Origin of the sequence: Gluconobacter oxydans (assembly GCF_006539685.1) — a bacterium.
Lineage (GTDB): Bacteria > Pseudomonadota > Alphaproteobacteria > Acetobacterales > Acetobacteraceae > Gluconobacter > Gluconobacter oxydans.
Window position 1 is genome coordinate 23961 of record NZ_BJNM01000012.1, and the last position, 17173, is coordinate 41133.

15 protein-coding genes are annotated in these 17173 nt (G+C 58.8%); 4 read left to right on the forward strand and 11 right to left on the reverse strand.

Annotated elements, in window-relative coordinates:
• Nucleotides 1-6: 6 nt before the first annotated feature.
• Together trpA and trpB are read right to left on the reverse strand one after the other, a co-directional pair.
• On the reverse strand, nucleotides 7-819 hold the full coding sequence (trpA, locus tag GOX01_RS06880; RefSeq protein ID WP_011252755.1) for a tryptophan synthase subunit alpha: 813 nt from the start codon (nucleotides 817-819) through the stop codon (nucleotides 7-9).
• Nucleotides 816-2054 carry a tryptophan synthase subunit beta gene (gene trpB / locus GOX01_RS06885; protein ID WP_011252754.1) on the reverse strand — a complete coding sequence of 413 codons (1239 nt, stop codon included), beginning with the start codon at nucleotides 2052-2054 and terminating at the stop codon, nucleotides 816-818. The genes trpA and trpB overlap by 4 nt, the downstream gene beginning before the upstream one ends.
• Before the next feature lie 180 nt (nucleotides 2055-2234).
• On the opposite strand from trpB, the gene GOX01_RS06890 reads away from it, so the two are divergent.
• Nucleotides 2235-3212: a magnesium transporter CorA family protein gene (locus GOX01_RS06890; protein ID WP_011252753.1), complete on the forward strand. Its 978-nt coding sequence runs from the start codon at nucleotides 2235-2237 to the stop codon at nucleotides 3210-3212.
• Here the strand turns inward: GOX01_RS06890 and GOX01_RS06895 are convergent.
• The 5 genes from GOX01_RS06895 to alr form a co-directional block, all read right to left on the reverse strand.
• The gene (locus GOX01_RS06895) at nucleotides 3209-3655 is read right to left on the reverse strand and encodes a DUF934 domain-containing protein (protein WP_011252752.1); all 447 of its coding nucleotides are present in this window, start codon (nucleotides 3653-3655) and stop codon (nucleotides 3209-3211) included. The two genes, GOX01_RS06890 and GOX01_RS06895, sit on opposite strands and share 4 nt — an antisense overlap.
• A complete protein-coding gene (locus tag GOX01_RS06900) occupies nucleotides 3642-5315 on the reverse strand; it encodes a nitrite/sulfite reductase (protein ID WP_011252751.1) in 1674 nt (557 codons plus the stop codon). Before GOX01_RS06900 ends, GOX01_RS06895 begins: the two co-directional genes overlap by 14 nt.
• Nucleotides 5312-5629, reverse strand: a complete 318-nt coding sequence (locus GOX01_RS06905) for a DUF2849 domain-containing protein (RefSeq protein WP_011252750.1) — start codon at nucleotides 5627-5629, stop codon at nucleotides 5312-5314. Before GOX01_RS06905 ends, GOX01_RS06900 begins: the two co-directional genes overlap by 4 nt.
• Before the next feature lie 208 nt (nucleotides 5630-5837).
• Nucleotides 5838-6284: an RrF2 family transcriptional regulator gene (locus GOX01_RS06910; protein WP_011252749.1), complete on the reverse strand. Its 447-nt coding sequence runs from the start codon at nucleotides 6282-6284 to the stop codon at nucleotides 5838-5840.
• A gap of 85 nt (nucleotides 6285-6369) precedes the next feature.
• Nucleotides 6370-7518 (reverse strand): alanine racemase, encoded by a 1149-nt coding sequence (gene alr, locus GOX01_RS06915; RefSeq protein ID WP_062269729.1) that lies wholly within the window; start codon nucleotides 7516-7518, stop codon nucleotides 6370-6372.
• 117 nt (nucleotides 7519-7635) lie between these two features.
• On the opposite strand from alr, the gene GOX01_RS06920 reads away from it, so the two are divergent.
• A complete protein-coding gene (locus GOX01_RS06920; protein WP_011252745.1) occupies nucleotides 7636-8100 on the forward strand; it encodes an Lrp/AsnC family transcriptional regulator in 465 nt (154 codons plus the stop codon).
• Nucleotides 8101-8190: 90 nt separating this feature from the next.
• Nucleotides 8191-8391, forward strand: a complete 201-nt coding sequence (locus GOX01_RS06925; RefSeq protein ID WP_024717021.1) for a (2Fe-2S)-binding protein — start codon at nucleotides 8191-8193, stop codon at nucleotides 8389-8391.
• A gap of 53 nt (nucleotides 8392-8444) precedes the next feature.
• Here the strand turns inward: GOX01_RS06925 and bfr are convergent, their stop codons facing one another.
• The 4 genes from bfr to GOX01_RS06945 form a co-directional block, all read right to left on the reverse strand.
• On the reverse strand, nucleotides 8445-8933 hold the full coding sequence (bfr, locus tag GOX01_RS06930; RefSeq protein WP_024717020.1) for a bacterioferritin: 489 nt from the start codon (nucleotides 8931-8933) through the stop codon (nucleotides 8445-8447).
• A gap of 161 nt (nucleotides 8934-9094) precedes the next feature.
• The gene (locus tag GOX01_RS06935) at nucleotides 9095-11353 is read right to left on the reverse strand and encodes a Ca2+-dependent phosphoinositide-specific phospholipase C (RefSeq protein ID WP_024717019.1); all 2259 of its coding nucleotides are present in this window, start codon (nucleotides 11351-11353) and stop codon (nucleotides 9095-9097) included.
• 131 nt (nucleotides 11354-11484) lie between these two features.
• The gene (locus GOX01_RS06940; RefSeq protein WP_041242736.1) at nucleotides 11485-14385 is read right to left on the reverse strand and encodes a TonB-dependent receptor; all 2901 of its coding nucleotides are present in this window, start codon (nucleotides 14383-14385) and stop codon (nucleotides 11485-11487) included.
• Nucleotides 14386-14469: 84 nt separating this feature from the next.
• A complete protein-coding gene (locus tag GOX01_RS06945; RefSeq protein WP_011252740.1) occupies nucleotides 14470-15564 on the reverse strand; it encodes a Gfo/Idh/MocA family protein in 1095 nt (364 codons plus the stop codon).
• Nucleotides 15565-16127: 563 nt separating this feature from the next.
• Between GOX01_RS06945 and GOX01_RS06950 the strand changes: the two genes are divergently transcribed.
• Entirely contained in the window at nucleotides 16128-17078 is a 951-nt protein-coding gene (locus tag GOX01_RS06950; protein WP_024717017.1) for a glycoside hydrolase family 76 protein, read from the forward strand.
• The last annotated feature ends 95 nt before the right edge of the window (nucleotides 17079-17173 follow it).

The window sequence follows — 17173 nt, forward strand, 5'->3', positions numbered from 1 at the left end:
CACAAATCAGGCCCGGACGGCGGCCGCCAGACCTTCAAGCTGCTTCAGAACTGCCGGTACGGTCCGCTCCGTCGCCTGACCATTCTCCAGCGTTGAGGCCATGGTCTTGATCAGGGCCGAAGCCACAACAGCCGCATCCCCGATCCGAGACGCCGTCCGCGCCTGCTCCGGCGTGGAAATTCCGAACCCGATGGCCACCGGCAGGCTGGTCGCCTCCCGGATCCGCGGCAGCGCCTTCTCCAGATCCGCCGCACTCGCACTGTTCGTCCCGGTAATCCCGGTAATGCTCACATAATAGACGAACCCGCTCGCCTCCCGCAGGACATGAAACAGACGGGAGTTCGACGTCGTCGGTGCCACCAGCGAGATGATATCGAGATCAGCTTCCCGCGCATGCGCATCCAGCAGATCCGCTTCTTCGGTCGGCATGTCGACGACGATGATCCCATCCACACCCGCCTGAGCCGCATCAAAGCAGAACTCGGCCGGACCATAGCTGTCGATCGGGTTCAGATACCCCATCAGCACGATCGGCGTTTCATTGTCGGTCTCGCGGAACGCCCGGACCATCTCCAGCACACGCCCCAGCGTCGCCCCGGCCTTGAGGCCACGAAGTGCTGCCGCCTGAATCGTCGGTCCATCCGCGGACGGATCGGAGAACGGCACCCCGATCTCGATCAGGTCCGCCCCGGCCGCCGGCATCGCCCGCAGCAGTTCCAGCGACGTGTCATAATCCGGGTCACAGGCCTGCAGATACGGGATCAGCGCGCCGCGCCCTTCCTTCTTCAGGGCCGCAAAACGTGTCTGGATACGGCTCACAGCTTCACTCCCAGATGATGCGCCACAGTAAAGATGTCCTTGTCCCCACGCCCGGAGACATTCAGGACAATGATCTGGTCCTTCGCCATCGTGGGCGCGATCTTCATGACATGCGCCAGCCCATGCGCGCATTCGAGCGCCGGGATAATGCCCTCCGTCCGCGTGCAGACCTGGAACGCCTCAAGCGCCTCCTCATCCGTCACACCCACATATTCAGCCCGCCCGATATCATTCAGCCAGGAATGCTCCGGCCCGATCCCCGGATAATCGAGCCCTGCGCTGATCGAATGCGCCTCCTCGATCTGCCCGTGCTTATCCTGAAGCAGATACGTCCGGTTGCCGTGGAGCACACCCGGCCGCCCACGGGAAATGGACGCCGCCGTCTTCCCGGAATCCAGCCCACGCCCCGCCGCCTCGACGCCAATCAGCCTGACGGACGCATCATCGAGGAACGGGTGGAAAATCCCCATCGCGTTCGACCCGCCACCGATGGCCGCCACGATCACATCCGGCAGGCGCCCTTCGGCCTGGGTAATCTGCTCCTTGACCTCAACCCCGATGACGGACTGGAAATCACGAACCATCTCCGGATACGGATGCGGCCCTGCGACCGTACCGACGAGGAAATACGTGTCGGCGACATTGGCCACCCAGTCACGCATGGCCTCGTTCATCGCATCCTTGAGCGTCCCCGCCCCGGCCGTTACAGGCTTCACTTCCGCGCCCAGTAGATGCATGCGGAACACATTGGGCTTCTGCCGCTCGACGTCGGTTGCGCCCATGTAAATCGTGCATTTCAGCCCAAAAAGCGCACAGACCGTCGCCGTCGCCACACCGTGCTGCCCCGCGCCGGTCTCCGCGACAATCCGCGTCTTGCCCATCCGCCGGGCGACGAGAATCTGGCCCATGACGTTGTTGAGCTTGTGCGAGCCGGTATGGTTCAGCTCTTCACGCTTGAAGTAGACCTTCGCCCCGCCAAGCTCCTCCGTCAGATGCTGCGCAAACCACAGCGGGCTCGGACGACCGACATAATCCTTCAGATAATAGTCCAGCTCCTTGCGGAATTCCGGATCGGCCTGCGCGGCGCGATAGGCCTCATCCAGCTCCAGCAGCAGCGGCATCAGCGTTTCCGCAACGAAGCGGCCACCGAAAATCCCGAACCGCCCCCGGTCATCCGGACCGGAACGGAGGGAATTGGCCAAAGGAGGGGACAGGGGGGAAGGTGTGTTCGTCATACCGCACTCGGCTCCACTTCAGGGCCCCAATGCGATACCAAGGGCAGCCCGCGCCGTCCATCCATCTCGCTGATTTCCGACGCTTCCTGAAACAATTCCGGGACAGGACCTTGCGATCCCGCTGCAGGCAGGACATGAGAGAGCCTCACAGCCATTTCATTTGTCCCAAGGATCTGCCTGATGTTCCTCGTGCGCCCCGCTGGCGTTCCGGCCCGGGAAATCGGACCGGATGTCGATATTTCCAAAGCGGTCTGGCTCGATCTCATCAATCCGACCACGGACGAAATCGACCGTGCGGAAAAGGCCCTTGGCACCCATATCCCGCGCCGGGAAGAACTTGAGGAAATCGAAAGCTCCTCCCGCCATCACGAAGAAGGTGGGGTCCTCTATCTTTCAACCCCCCTCGTCAGACGCGCGGAAGACACGGCATTTTCCCTGCCAATCGGCTTCGTCCTGACCGACAGACGCCTCATCACCGTCCGTTATGCCGACTATTATGGCTTCGACATCGTCGGACGCCGTCAGGCCGAACGCGACCCCGCCAAAGGCGAGCCCTCCGCCAACGAAATCCTCGTCGAGATCATTGAGGAAGTCATCAACCGTCTGGCAGACATCCTGGAGGGCCTGGGCCGCGACCTCGACGCCATCTCCAAACGGGTCTTCAACACCGACCGTCCCCGTGACCCCGCCCGGGCCGGTGAGATGCTGCGTGAAACCCTGCGCCGCCTCGGTGATGGCGGCGACCTTGCCTCCATGACCCGCGACAGCCTGCTCGGTCTGGACCGGATCCTGATCTATATCGGCGACAGGACAGAAAAAGACCCCCAGGCCCTGAGAACCCGCATCAAGGTCGCAGAACGCGACATCGCCTCCCTCAACGACTTCGATGCCCAGACCGTCAACAAGGTCCAGTTCCTGCTCGACGCCACACTCGGCTTCATCAGCATCGAACAGAATGACGGCATGAAGGTCCTGACCGTCGTCAGCGCGATCGGCATCCTGCCGACCCTGATCGCCGGCATCTACGGCATGAACTTCCACAACATGCCCGAACTGTCATGGAAATACGGCTACCCTTACGGCCTGACCCTCATGGTCCTTTCGGTCGTCCTGCCGCTCTTCTGGTTCTGGCGCCGCGGCTGGTTCGGCGCCCGTTAGGGCGCCTCTTCCACCCGAAGCCCCGGCCCCACGGACCGCTCCGGCAGAACCGAGCGCTGATACGCCACCGGAAACTGCCGGAGCTGCTTTTCCCACAGAGCCGGGTCACCATTGCCGTCCTTCGGCAGGACCACACTGTCCACCCCGCACCGACGTAGAAACGCCGCCTGGTCCGGCAGGATATGCCCTTCCGCCCGGATCTCGCCCGAAAACCGCAGATATTCCCGAAGCTCCCGCGCCTGCGTGAACCCCCGCCCATCCCGGAAAATCGGGAACCGAAGCACCACAAGATCCAGCCGGTTCAGATAAGGCTTCAGAAGGGCGGGATCATCCGCACTTTCCAGCAGAACCGCCCGCGCATCATCCCGCTCTGCCAGTTCTGCAAGCGTCACCAGCACATCATGAACCTGTGCGGTCCGCTCGCCGAGTTCAAACAGTTTCATATGCCGCCTCCCTGAAAGGCTCATGCCCCAGCCGCGTCAGCGTATCGAGGAATGTCTCTCCGCTCTCCCGGCGCCCGAGATAGCAGTCCACAAGCCGCGCAATCGCATCCACCGTTTCGTCTTCCGGCAGAGCCGCCCCCAGAATCGTCCCGATCGCCGCGCCATTCTCGGCCCGGCCACCAACCGTCAGCTGGAAGAACTCTTCCCCGCGCTTGTCCACACCCAGAAGCCCGATATGCCCGGCATGATGATGCCCACAGGCATTGATGCAGCCCGAGATGTTAATCCGCAGCGCCCCGATTTCGGCCTGAAGCGCCGTATCCGCAAACCGGGCCCCCAGCTTCTGCGCAATCGGAATGGACCGCGCATTCGCCAGCGCACAGTAATCCAGCCCCGGACACGCCACGATATCGCCAATCAGACCGATATTCGCTTCCGCCAGCCCGACTTCCGACAGACCCAGCCACAGATCCCGCAGCCGGTCCTTGCGCACATGTCCCAGAACCACATTCTGCAGATGCGTAATCCGGATCTCCCCGAACGAATACGCATCCGCCAGATCCGCCAGCCGTGCGATCTGGGCCGACGTCGCATCGCCCGGAATCCCGCCCGCCGGCTTCAGCGAAATCGTGGCAATGATATGCCCCGGATCGCGATGGACATGCGTATTGCTCCGTACCCAGCGGTCAAAGAGCGGATCCTCCCGCCGCTGCTGCGCCAGAACAGCATCCGCATCGGCCGGAGCCTCAAGCAGAGGCACAGCAAACCGCGACCGGATCGCCGCAACAGCCTCCGGCGTCAACCGATACCGCTCCAGATCCATCTGGGCGAGTTCCGCTTCAACAGCCTCGCGATAGGCCTCGACCCCGATCGCCTGAACCAGAATCTTGATCCGCGCCTTGTAGATATTGTCCCGCCGTCCATGCGCATTATAGACGCGCAGAATGGCCTCAAGCGTCGCCAGAAGATGCTCTTCCCGCACGCTGTCGAACAGCTCTTCACCAATGACCGGCGTCCGCCCCAGACCACCACCCACGAAAATCCGGAACACCGGCGCCCCATCCTCACCCGGACGGGCCAGAATCCCGATGTCATGGAATCGCGCCGCCACCCGGTCATTCGGACTGCCCGAAATCGCAATCTTGAACTTGCGCGGCAGGAACGTGAACTCGGGATGCAGCGTGGACCACTGACGCAGGATCTCCGCATGAACCCGAGGGTCCACCAGTTCATCCGCCGCAGCGCCCGCATACTCATCCGCCGTCACATTGCGGATGCAGTTCCCGCTGGTCTGGATGGCATGCATGTCCACCTCAGCCAACTCACGCAGAATGGCCGGGGTGTCCTCCAGCCGGATCCAATTGAACTGAATGTTCTGGCGCGTCGTGAAATGCCCGTAATCACGATCATACCGCCGGGCAATCTCGCCCAGCTTGCGCAACTGCCGGCTATCCAGAATTCCATAGGGAATGGCAACCCGCAGCATATAGGCATGAAGCTGCAGATAGAGCCCGTTCATCAGCCGCAGCGGCTTGAACTCATCCTCGCTCAGCGTCCCGTCCAGACGACGCTGCACCTGCCCCTCAAACTCGGCAATCCGCGCCTGAAGGAAATCCCGGTCTATCCGGTCATACTGGTAATGGCCGACAGGAATGCTCACTGTTCGGTCTCCACTGCAAATTCGGGATGAACTGTCGGGCCATGCGCCCGGATCTTTTCACGAACCGTGACAGGCTCTGGCGGAACAGCAGCCTGTACCGCCGTATCATAGACGCCCACCACCCCATCACGCTGGGCTTCCCCGGCCACACGCGCGAGCACTGCTTCCGCCTCATCCGCATCCAGAAGGGCCGCGCGTCCAATGTGAAGATCCCACGCCCCGTCCGCACACCACCAGACGGTACGACCATCCAGCAGGCGATTGGCAGTCAGAACCAGCTTCTGGCCAGGTTCAAGTCGGACAGGACGTTTCATCAGCGCTCACCTTCCTGATGAATCCCGACCTGACCTTCAGACCGGACCCATCATGAATCCGTCCCTGTTCCCACGCCTGAACAGCAGAGCGCAGGCATATCAGAAACAGGAAATTCACCACAGCAGATCAAACATTGATCCATCATGGTAAGATATCCAGCCCTGTAAAACCTATTTCGTGGTTTTTACAAAATACTTTTTTTAATAGTTATATGGAGAAGGAAATCGGTGCCCGGCTTGGACGCTGCATTCCGGCCTCTTCCGCATTCTGCAGCAGATGCTCCAGCGTGACGGACGCCATCTTTTCCGAAACCTCATGATCCACTGACTGCCAGAACGGCTCCAGAACCTTGGTCCGCAGAAGATTGACCCCATCCCCCGGCATTTCCGGATCTTCCGTCACAGTCCGGACGATCTCGTTCAGCGTGATGGTCCGCGGCGGCCGCCCCAGGCGATAGCCGCCCTTGGGCCCACGGACACTGGAAAGCAGACCGGCCCGGGACAGCGCCTGCAGCACGGGCTCGATCCCCCGACGCAGCATGTCACCACGTCTGGCAATATCCGCACCACTCACGACCCCGGATCGGCCCGCATGGAAAGCGACATCCAGCATGATGGATATGGCGGTCAAAGCTCTATCACGGCGGAGATACATGAGAATTCCGATTTGCTGCGACAGACGATATCATCATGACATAGTCCGATTTCAGTTCGTCTATCTTGTTTTCCATGCTGGAATGTCAATCGCCCCGTGAGGGGTTCTCCTGATTTCCAACATATTCCCGATGAAAACGGTGCCCCAGAGAGGTCAGGACCTCGTATCCGATCGTTCCCGCCGCTTCCGCGACATCATCGACACTGCGTCTGGGCCCGATCAGATCGACCATCATGTCGGGACCAAGTTTTCCTTCCGGCACATCTGAAATATCCACGATCAGGGAATCCATCGAGACCCGCCCCAGAATCGGCAGACGGATATCCTCGAACCACGCACAGCCCTGCCCGGCGCCATGCCGGGAAAAACCATCCGCATACCCGACAGCCACCGTCGCAATCCGGCGCACCCGCTCAGGCCGATAGGTCAGGCCATAGCCAACCCCCTCACCTGGCAAAATCTCACGGATCTGCAGAACATGGGCCTGAAGCCGGACCACCGGCGACAGCGGATTGGGGCCAGTCCGGTTGGGTGCAATTCCATACAGTGCGGCACCCGGTCGCACGACATCCAGATGATAGTCCGTCCCCAGGAAAATCCCCGACGATGCAGACAGACTGAGCGGCGCAGGCGGCAGCCGCGCGGACATCTGCAACAGCCGGTCTTTCTGGGCGTGATTGGCAGGATGATCGGGCGTATCGGCACAGGCCAGATGGCTCATGACAAGACCGACCTTCAACCCGTCCACAAGCCCCTTATCCGCCTGCAGGGTTTCAAGATCGGCGTCGGAGAGACCGAACCGTGACATCCCGCTATCAACCTGAAGCGCCGCTTCAGGGAGCGCGTCTGTCCGCGAGCCCTCGTCGCGCCACAGCGCAATCTGCTCAAGACTGTTCAGGACAGGCCGCAAACCATAGCGCACGCAGTCCGCGGACGCCCCGGGGCGCGGCCCATGCAGCACCGTAATCCGGGCCTTTTCCGACACAACGGACCGCAGCCTGATGCCCTCATCGACATGCGCGACAAAGAAATCCGTGGCTCCGGCATTCTCCAGAACCGGGGCAACCCGCTCGATTCCCAGCCCATAGGCATCCGCCTTGACGACCGCCGCACAGGAAGCGCCTGAGGCCAGCGTCTGAAGATACCGGTAATTGGAAGCAATCGCGTCCAGATCCACCGTCAGGCGGGCACCGGCACGATAGGAAGGCCACAGAGGATCAGGACATGCACTCATCATGAAAGATGAGAATATCCTCTTCCCGATCAGAATATCCTGCCGGACGACCGCATAATCTTTCAGTTAACAAAAAATCTATGATCGAAAATGCGAAAATAGACCGATAATTCCATCATGATCTTCGACCGCACCACCGAATCCATCCTGCGCATCCTCCAGCACGACGGACGCCTCAGCAATGCCGAGCTGGCACAGCGTGTGGGCCTCTCCCCGTCGGCCTGCCTCCGACGCGTCCGCCTGCTTGAGGAACAGGGCATCATCCGGGGCTACCGAGCCGTCATCGACGAACGCTCGGCCCACAAACTCACCACCGTCATCGTCCAGATCACCCTTGAGCGCCTGACGGATGAAACGCTCCGCCGATTCGAAGCCCGTATCCGCGAATGCCCCGATGTCCGGGAGTGTTATCTCATGACGGGTGAGGCCGATTACCTGCTCCACGTCGCCGCACGCGATCTGGCGGATTACGAACGCATCCACAAGGAAGAGCTCTCCCGTCTCCCCGGCGTCGTCCGCATCCAGAGCAATTTCGCAATCCGCGCCGTCGTCCAGCGCTGGATCAGCCAGGATTCTCCCTGAGTCGCCCAAAATCAAAAATGCATTTGCGAACCATTTGCATTTGAACTAGGCTCGCTTCATCGGTCCCAGTGAACGGAAGCCTGCTTCTCCATGATCGTCTGCTCATGCAACGCGCTGTCCCACCAGGACATCGAAATCGCAATCCACAACGGAGCATCCCGACCGGCGGAAATCTACTCAGCCCGGAAATGCAAGGCCAAATGCGGCAACTGCGTCCCCGGCATCGTCTGCCTGCTGCGCTCGGCCCTTCAGAAAGCCCAGTCCGAACAGACACATCTCAACGCCGCATAAAAAAACAACCCGGACAATGCCGGGTTGCTTGAACGTCATACTGTAACGCTGCTTCAGTCCTGATCGGGTGCCGAAGCGGAGTTCTTCTGGATGTAACGCTCGATCCCAACCTGCTTGATCAGGTCGAACTGACGATCAATGAAGTCCTCGTGCTCTTCTTCGTTGACGAGGATTTTCAGCAGAAGATCGCGCGAGACATAATCCCGGACGCTTTCACAGTAAGCGATCCCTTCCCGCAGATCCTGAATGGCCTTCTCTTCAAGCTTCAGATCGCATTCCAGGACTTCCTGAACCGTCTGGCCAATCAGAATCGGGTTCAGACGCTGAACATTCGGCAGACCACCCAGGAACAGGATCCGCTCGATCAGCCAGTCCGCATGACGCATTTCCTCAATGGACTCGTCATATTCCTTCTTCCCCAGATGGGTCACACCCCAGTGCCGGAGCGTCCGGGCATGAAGGAAATACTGGTTGATCGCCGTCAGCTCATTCGTGAGCTGCGTGTTAAGATGCTCGATCACAACAGGATCTTTGATAGCCATGGTCCCAGACTCTCCGAAAAAAGGTGAAGATATCGAACACGGGGAACAAAGGAAAATCATATTCCCCACAGCCCCCGTCCTCAAAATCCAGAATCAGGCCGTGCGACTACCCTCAGTCGCGAACAGAGCCTTCTTCCGCTTCCAGACGAGGGATCAGGAATTCAGCGCTCCGCACGCCGCACTTCAGAAAAATCCTGCGCCAGAACCTCCGGAGCGCACAATCCGCCAGGTTGCGTACAGCCCGGAACCTGAGGATAGAGCACGACAGGCAGCGCCTTCCCATCCAGATCACGCAGAGCCTGCGGAGTCTGGGACTGGATGAAGACACGGATACGGCGCTCCCCGGTTCCATTTCCATACACCGCAAATCCCAGGGCAGATCCGATGGGAATCTCATCCTCGGCATAGCCGGGAACACGAAAATGAAGACCCAGCATGGTCTGCAGGGGACCGATCGTGTCGTCATGCCCCATATAAAGCCTGAATGCAGGCCCACCCTCATCCCGGAGATCCTGAAGCAGCCGCGCCCTCATCTCGCGAGAGAGCGGTTCGGCCAGAGCGCGGGGACGCACCACCGCTTCCAGCATGCCAGCGTGCAGGGCGCTTAAGGTCCCGAGGTCGCCCACATCCAGAACACCTGACGGTGTCTGAACCAGCGGCTTTCCATCGAGATAGGACAGCATGAGTGCTTCGGACAGGGAAGACGCCTGCGCGACCGGCCCCGTAAGAACAAGCTGGTGCCCCGTCGCATCCACACCAACATGCGCAGGCGCGCTCAGAAACCCACAGGATGCCGGACCACAATCCAGCACACGCCCCAGCAGTTTGAGAGCCTCACCTTTCGCACGGAAAATGCGATCCGCATCAGGCAGTTGCGGAATAATCGCAGACATATCAAAACGCGCCGGATCAGCATCCAGCGGAGAAAAAAGAACATCCGGCTGACCAGGCGGCTTGTGCATGACCGTCATTGAACAGCCCGGCATGAAGCCACGCACAAATGCCTCAGCACTGGCGATAGTCCGCGCGGAGGAATTGGCACGGACCGCCACAGCGCCTGCGGACGGACAGGCTTTCGCCGGCATCAGCCCCGCTTCCGCCATCCACACCCGGTCAAATGTTCCAAGCGCCGTCAGCCCCAGCGCCCCATGAGGCGTCAGATCCCCTGGAGCCCCACTCCATTGCGGCCATCCCCCTGCAATCCCAACACCCGCGGGAACCTGCCCGGCAAGAGGAGAGCGGATGCCATGCCGCATCACCATGATCATCCGCTCAAGGTGAAAATCGCCTTTCGCAGGCGTCTCGATCAAACGGGACTGACAATCGGCCGGCGCGGAGACCGGATTGCAGCGAACAGCGGCGTTATCGAGAAACCCGACATGATAACCGCTCCATCGCGCAGGTTCGGCATCGGGGTAATCCGTACTGACAATCTGCGCCCCACTGGCCAGCATCGCATCCCGACGCCCCACATCTCCCGAACGCCCCTCAACGGTGTCGGCATCAGAGCGCGTCCGCACGAGAAAATGACGGCGTACCAGCGTTGCGATATCGCCCCCGGGCCCGTCATTCATCTCGGTAAACGCAGCATCCGGCGCACCCGGATCAGCATTCGTAAAAGCCACACGCCCGCGCAGCGCGGAATGCCCTCTCAGATACAAGCTCCGGTCACTGCGCTGATCCAGCAGAAACACGACCTTCCCACGCGCCTGCCCCATCGTGGGCCAACCCTTAGTCAGGATCGCGCTGCGCAGATCAGGAGCATCTCCCCGTACGTCATCCGGCGTCAGAAGCTGGGACGGCAAAAATACACTGCGAATGGCCGAATCAAGCGCATCGAATGTCGCCGCATCAAAGGGCTCAGCTTCCGTCCCGCCGGGAATATCGTTGTGCTGCTCCACTTCGAGAATAACGAAAACCGGTACATGCCCCGGATGCGCGACAGACCAGTCCCGGATCTGGCTCAGACACTGAAGCAACGGCTGGCACGTCGCGTGCTGGTCAATGTCCGGAATGTGCATGACCTTAAAACCGGGCTGACGCATGATCGCCTGATCGGAAGGCGAAAGTGACCACACATCTTCCGGAACACCAGGCCGATGCGGACGGGCAAAGCGGCCGCCCGCCGTATCCGCATAGATATCCAGTTCAAGCTGCCGGACACCCCCATCAAGCTGCGCAGCCAATGGCGGATGCTGGTAGTCCAGTTCCCGCACGAGGTCGGGTGCGGATGCCAGAAGCCGGGACCGGATCGCAGGATCAAGACCGGCATGATAGCTGTTATGGGATCCGATGATCTGAATCTGATCCAGACGCAGACTGTCCTGCCGCGTTTCCGCCATGGCCGTCGCCGCTATCGAGACACCCCCCGCAGCCACGAGAGCAATAGCCAGACGCGAAGCAACGGGGAGAGAAATCATGGCTCTGTTCCGCAATAAAATCCGGACGATAACGCTATCCGGACAAATGAACGTCACGGCACCCGCCGCGACAGAATAAAGACAACCGTCCGGATCCCGGGATCCGGACGGCGCATGTCATGTCTCGGAAATCAGAAGCGATAACCGGCGTTCAGGAAGAAGGTCCGCGATGTCAGGATATTCTGCGGAACCGCATTGCTGTGCCGCCCGATCGTCAAACGATAGAAACGGTTCACACCCAGGTTCTGGGCCGAGAAATCCACATGCAACCGCTTGGTCACCGCATATCCCAGATGCGCATCCAGATTCAGGCTCGGCTGCACCCAGGCATCAAGCGAACTGCTGTTCAGGTTCGTCTTGAAGTTGTTCGGCGTTCCCCACAGACCGTATTCGTACAGATAGGCATCCACAAAACGCCAGTTCAGATCGAACTGGAACGACCCCTTGTTGTAAAACGCCCCCGCATTGGTCATCCAGCGCGGCGCATCCTGCATGTTTTCCGTTGAACTGAGATATGCATTGTTCAGATGGGCCCGCGACATTTCCCATGTCGCCGTCCCGCGCACTCCCAGACCATCAAACGGCGCGGGCAGCCCCTTGAACTGATGCTCGAACGCGAATTCGAGACCAAACAGCGTCGCACTGCCACCGTTTTCAGGATGGGAAACGCTGTTGGCAATTCCTGCCGTGGTGGTCTCGTTATTATACGAACCACCATTGTCATAAATATAATTGGAAAGCTGCTTGTAGAACCCGGCCAGCGAGAAGCTCGTGGTCGAACTCGGCATCCACTGCCAGGACAGATCGTAATTGACAGCCGTCGTCGCCTTGAGGTTCGGATTACCTGTCGTAATGCTCAGCGTTCCGTCATCATTGCGGGTAATCTGCGAGCCACCACTCAGCTGGAAGAAGGACGGCCGCGTATAGCTTGTCCACACCGATGCACGATAGACGGTATCCTGCCGCGGACGATAGGTCAGATGAATGCTCGGCAGCGCCTTGAAGTAATGACTGTTGGTCGCCGACCAGCCATAATGGGCATCCGCAGTCGAGACACCTTCATTGCCACTGGCCCAGTAGGTGTTATGCAGATCTGACTGCTCGAACCGGATCCCGGGAACGACCTGCAATTTTCCGAAATGCATCTGGGCGGAAACATACCCGGCATAGACGGTTTCGGTCCCCCCGATCGTGTTCCCGTTCCAGGCATCCTTGTCCATGTATTTCCAGTTATAGGGATCCGCCAGATAGTTGCTGAGCAACGCGGAACGGCTGATGGTCGGCGTATAGAAATTATACGCCCCCGGGATCAGCGAAGAGAGGCTCCCATCCACCAGTCCGGTCTGCGACAGCGTGCCACCGGCAGGATAGGCGCCAGAGCCCCCGTTATCCTGACCTTCCGTGTCCCGGTTGATATAATTCCGCCAGCTCGTCTGATACTTGAAGCCCGCAGAAATCGTGTCGATATGGAATCTGTCGAGACGATAACTCATATCGAGCGACGTCCCTGTACGAAGCTGCCAGGCATCCGACTGGACATATTCGCCGCGGTTATGCGTCGGAAAATCCAGGGTCCCGTTCGCAACAGCGGCCTGCGCAGACGTCAGCCCGACAGTCGGCATCCCGTCCTTGTAAACGAAATTCGGCGCGCCATCGAAAGCCGCAACACCCGACTGCCAGGCCGATGTTTCAATATGATCGCGGCTGATGGTGCCCCAGCTCAGAAAAGCCGAAGGCGAAATGGAAAACCGTCCGAGCTTCTTGTCCATGCCCAGCTTCATGGTGCCAAGCTGTTCAAGTGTCGGGTTTGTTTCGTACCAGTAATGGACATTAGTCCGGGTGATCGACGGCGCATAGGACCCGTCCGCCTGCTCGACATAGGAAATCATGCCAGCGCTGGACGCACCGCTGTCATTTCCGTGAATCGCGACCTGATAGATGTCCTGCTGCGTGTCGGAATAGGATTCCGTGCCCTGAAGATAAACCCGCGTCGAACTGTCCGGACGCCATTCAAAACCCGCAGTACCGCCATAGCGTTTCGTCACACCGATACTGGCCTGCGGATCAACGCCAAACAGCTGGAGACTCTTGACCGGATCCTGCCCCGGATAAAGATCGCCCTGCGCATCCATGGCACGCGACACCCCCCATTCACCACCCGAATAGGTCTGCTCGCCGGCCGCGAAATAGCGCTGATTATAATATCCGCTCATGTAAAACCCGAACTGGTCGGATTTTCCGAAAACGGAGGAAATTTCAGCCGCACCATTTCCGCCAATGGCACTCGCACCGTAATCAGCGGCCTTTTCGTTATACTGCCCCCCAAGCTGGAGAGAGCCATGCGTTCCATGTCCGTAATCAAACGCATTCGGCATTTCAAAATTGACGATACCGCCAATGGCATCTCCATCCATGCCAGGGGTCAGCGTCTTGTTGGCATCAATCCTGAAAAATCCGGTCGGCGGCAGCAGATCCAGCGAAACCGTCCGGCTGAATGGCGCCGCTTCCGCAACATCGATACCGTTGATCTGGTTGATATTGTACTGCCCGTTCATCCCACGCAGCGACACCGTGGCTCCCGTGCCGCGGGCAGCCGTATCAATACCGCCGAAATTGCCCTGCATGCTGGTCGGCATGACGGTCACACCCGGCAACCTGGCCAGCGCTTCCGTCACATTCTGGGCCGGTAGCCGTGCGAGATCTTTCGCACTCAGGCTCATCATTTCATTCTGCGCCTTGAGCTGCCTCCCCGAAGACGTCCCGAACCCCGTGACATGCACCTGTTCTTGATCATGGCTCACCAGATCACTGGGCGGAACATGAGCAGCCTTGGCGGCAGGCGGAACGGCAGCAGGCTTTGCCTGCGCAGCGGCAGGAGCCTGATGCGTTTTCACGGCCTTGCGGGTATGGGTTTTCTTGAGCGACTTCGTTTCGGCGGCGGCCGGCTGCCCAAGCTGGACCCCCACGATCACCACAGGAATAAGACAGCTGAACGCCTTCCAGGGCGACTGCTGCCGGTACGATTTGGACATCAGGACTTCTCCATGGAGCGCGCGAACAGCTTCCCCATCCGGAGATCCTGTCCACACATTGATTTCTGCTAGGGGTAAGCGCCCTCAGACGGGCGACATGCTAGCTTTTGCAACCTCGATGATCTGCCGGCACAGGGTCAGATCAGCGAGCGCATTGGAAAAGGGATCGACAAGCGGCGCACCCGTCACGACCGCGTCGTGAAAAGCGACCAGCTCCGCATTGAACGGATCTTGATAATAAGGACCATATTCCGTAACGCGGTTCTCGGAACCGACGGTTTCCTGGAAGGTGACACCCGCCGGAAGATTCCGGATGTAAGGGGTGTCGTAACGGACCTGAAGCCGCTGCGTATTTGAAAGCACCTCAATGGACGATTCAAATCGCGCAACATCGTCGATCAGACATTCATAGGAAGCAATGAAGCTTCCATAATCAAACCAGATACTGATTTCCGTCCCCGTAGCGCCAAAATGCGCCGCGAGAACACGTTCCGGGCTGCCCCGCAGGACACGCATGGCTGAAAACGCATGAATTCCCAGCCCGGTGAGAACCTCGTACCCCCGCAGAAGCGAGGGAGGAGCATCGGCTCCACAGACGGAAAGAATTGCGTCTCTTCGCGCCTGCCGCCCAGCGACCAGCATATCGTCCGGAATGTCACCATCCGGCACGGCAACCGGCGTCACCTGCCCGAAAAACCACGGCCCCTCACAGATAACATCCCGGATACGGACATGACGGATTGGTCCAAGTTCAGGCAGAAGCGTACACGCCTTCTGGAACGCCGGAGCGTAACAGCGCATGTAACCCACCATCCCCACGCGATCCGTCCGTTCAAAATCCTCGTTAAGAGGCCTGAATTCTGCTTCCGTCAGACATGCCGGCTTTTCGAGAAAAACATGCAGCCCTGCAGCAAAGGCCTTCCGTGCATGTTCCGCATGATACTGGTCCGGACTGAGGATCATGACGGCATCGAACACCCGGTCCGCAAAAAAATTCTCAATATCCGTATGGATATGCGGCACCCCCCAGTGACGCCCGACAGCCTGCGCCACTGAAGGAGACGGATCATAAATCGAAACGACATCAAACCGATCCGACAGCTGGTGAAGAATCGGGAGGTGAATGAGCTGGGCCACTTCGCCAGCACCAATCAGCCCGAGGGTAAGCCGTCTCACCATGATGAATGATCCTTGCCGCGAATTAATTTCCTAAAATTGATTTATTTGAGAGGGCACCCGTTTAGCAACGGTAACTTGATGAAACTATCATGACACCCAAAAACCCTATTCGAACATGTCGGAAAAATACCTCTCCCTGCTGCCCGGCGATATATAAAACAATTTATTTTCAATTACTTGCTATCAACAATCATTTAAAGGAGCAGCTTTTTTCGCGAAAGTTTCACTTTACTTTTGCCCAGACAACATCAAAGCCTGATTGCGAACGGAACGTCCGTTCCAGGGACGAAAACCGCACCAGAAAACATGAAAAAGGTGCGAAATTTCAGGAATAATCTTCTATTTTAATGATTAAATCTTTTAATGAGATTAAATATCTTTCCAAGAATCCTGTTTTTTTACCCACTCATTCTCACCATTCCGAAGACAGTTTCAGCCTTCTCGCATCACAAAAAAAACTCTGCCCGGATTTATTCCATTCTGATTGTCAATTTTCACGATGAACCCACGGATGTGTCATGCCAGCCTGCTCTGCTCCCATAAGCTCAAGGCCTGAAACCCCGATGGCACGCACATGCTCTTCTAAACAGGCGATCCGGACCATCACTACCCTGACAGTCTTTGCGCTGGGCGCATTTCTTCCTGCCCCGAGTGCCTGCGCACAAAATCCGGAAAAAGAGCAGACGGCCCGGACACTCCAGACCCTCATGAACCGCTACGAAACTGCCAGCCCTTCAGACTGGCGGGATCTACATGCGTGGCAGCGTTTCGTGACGGTCAGTACGCTGTCTGATTATGAAATCATGTCGGGGAGTACCCGCTTTCACAACAGCGCCCTCCGTGCGCTCCAGAACCGTCAGGGGCTGGACGGAAACGACGATGACCTGTGGGTCGCGCAGGCGGACCTCGACATGGCACGCCTTACACACAACCCGACCCAGATCCAGGACGCACGCAATATCTTCGATACCATCGCCTCGAAATACTGGGACGGGCATTGCGGTGGCGGCGTATGGTGGGACCATGCACGAACCTACAAAAATGCCATTACAAACGAACTGTTCCTGAGCACGGCAACCCGACTTTATCGCTTCACGCATGAGCAAGCCTACAGAGACTGGGCCCTGAAAAGCTGGTCCTGGTTCCGGAACAGCGGAATGATTGCCCCCGACAACCTGATCAATGACGGGCTGGACAACCAGTGCCGAAATAACGGCGGCCCGGCATACAGCTACAATCAGGGCGTAATCCTTGATGGGCTTCTGGAAATCTCGGCCCTGACAGAAGACGGCGCGCCACAACAGACGGCATCGCGAATTGCATTGGCCGCCATCAGGGCCTTCACGCCTTCTCCCGGAACATTCCAGGAGCCCGGCGGCCCCATGAACACGGATGCAAGAATTTTTCGCGGCATCTTTGTCCGGGCACTCGGCCACGTTGCAGCTTCAGAAGTCGACCATACGACGCGCACCAGAATTGCGGACTGGCTGTCGCAGCAGGCCCGATCCGCCTGAAACAGCAGAAAACCGGACGCCCTCACCAGCGACACCTGGAACGACCATCCCTTTCATGCCTCAGCGCAGGGACAAATCACCGCAGCCTCTCTCTT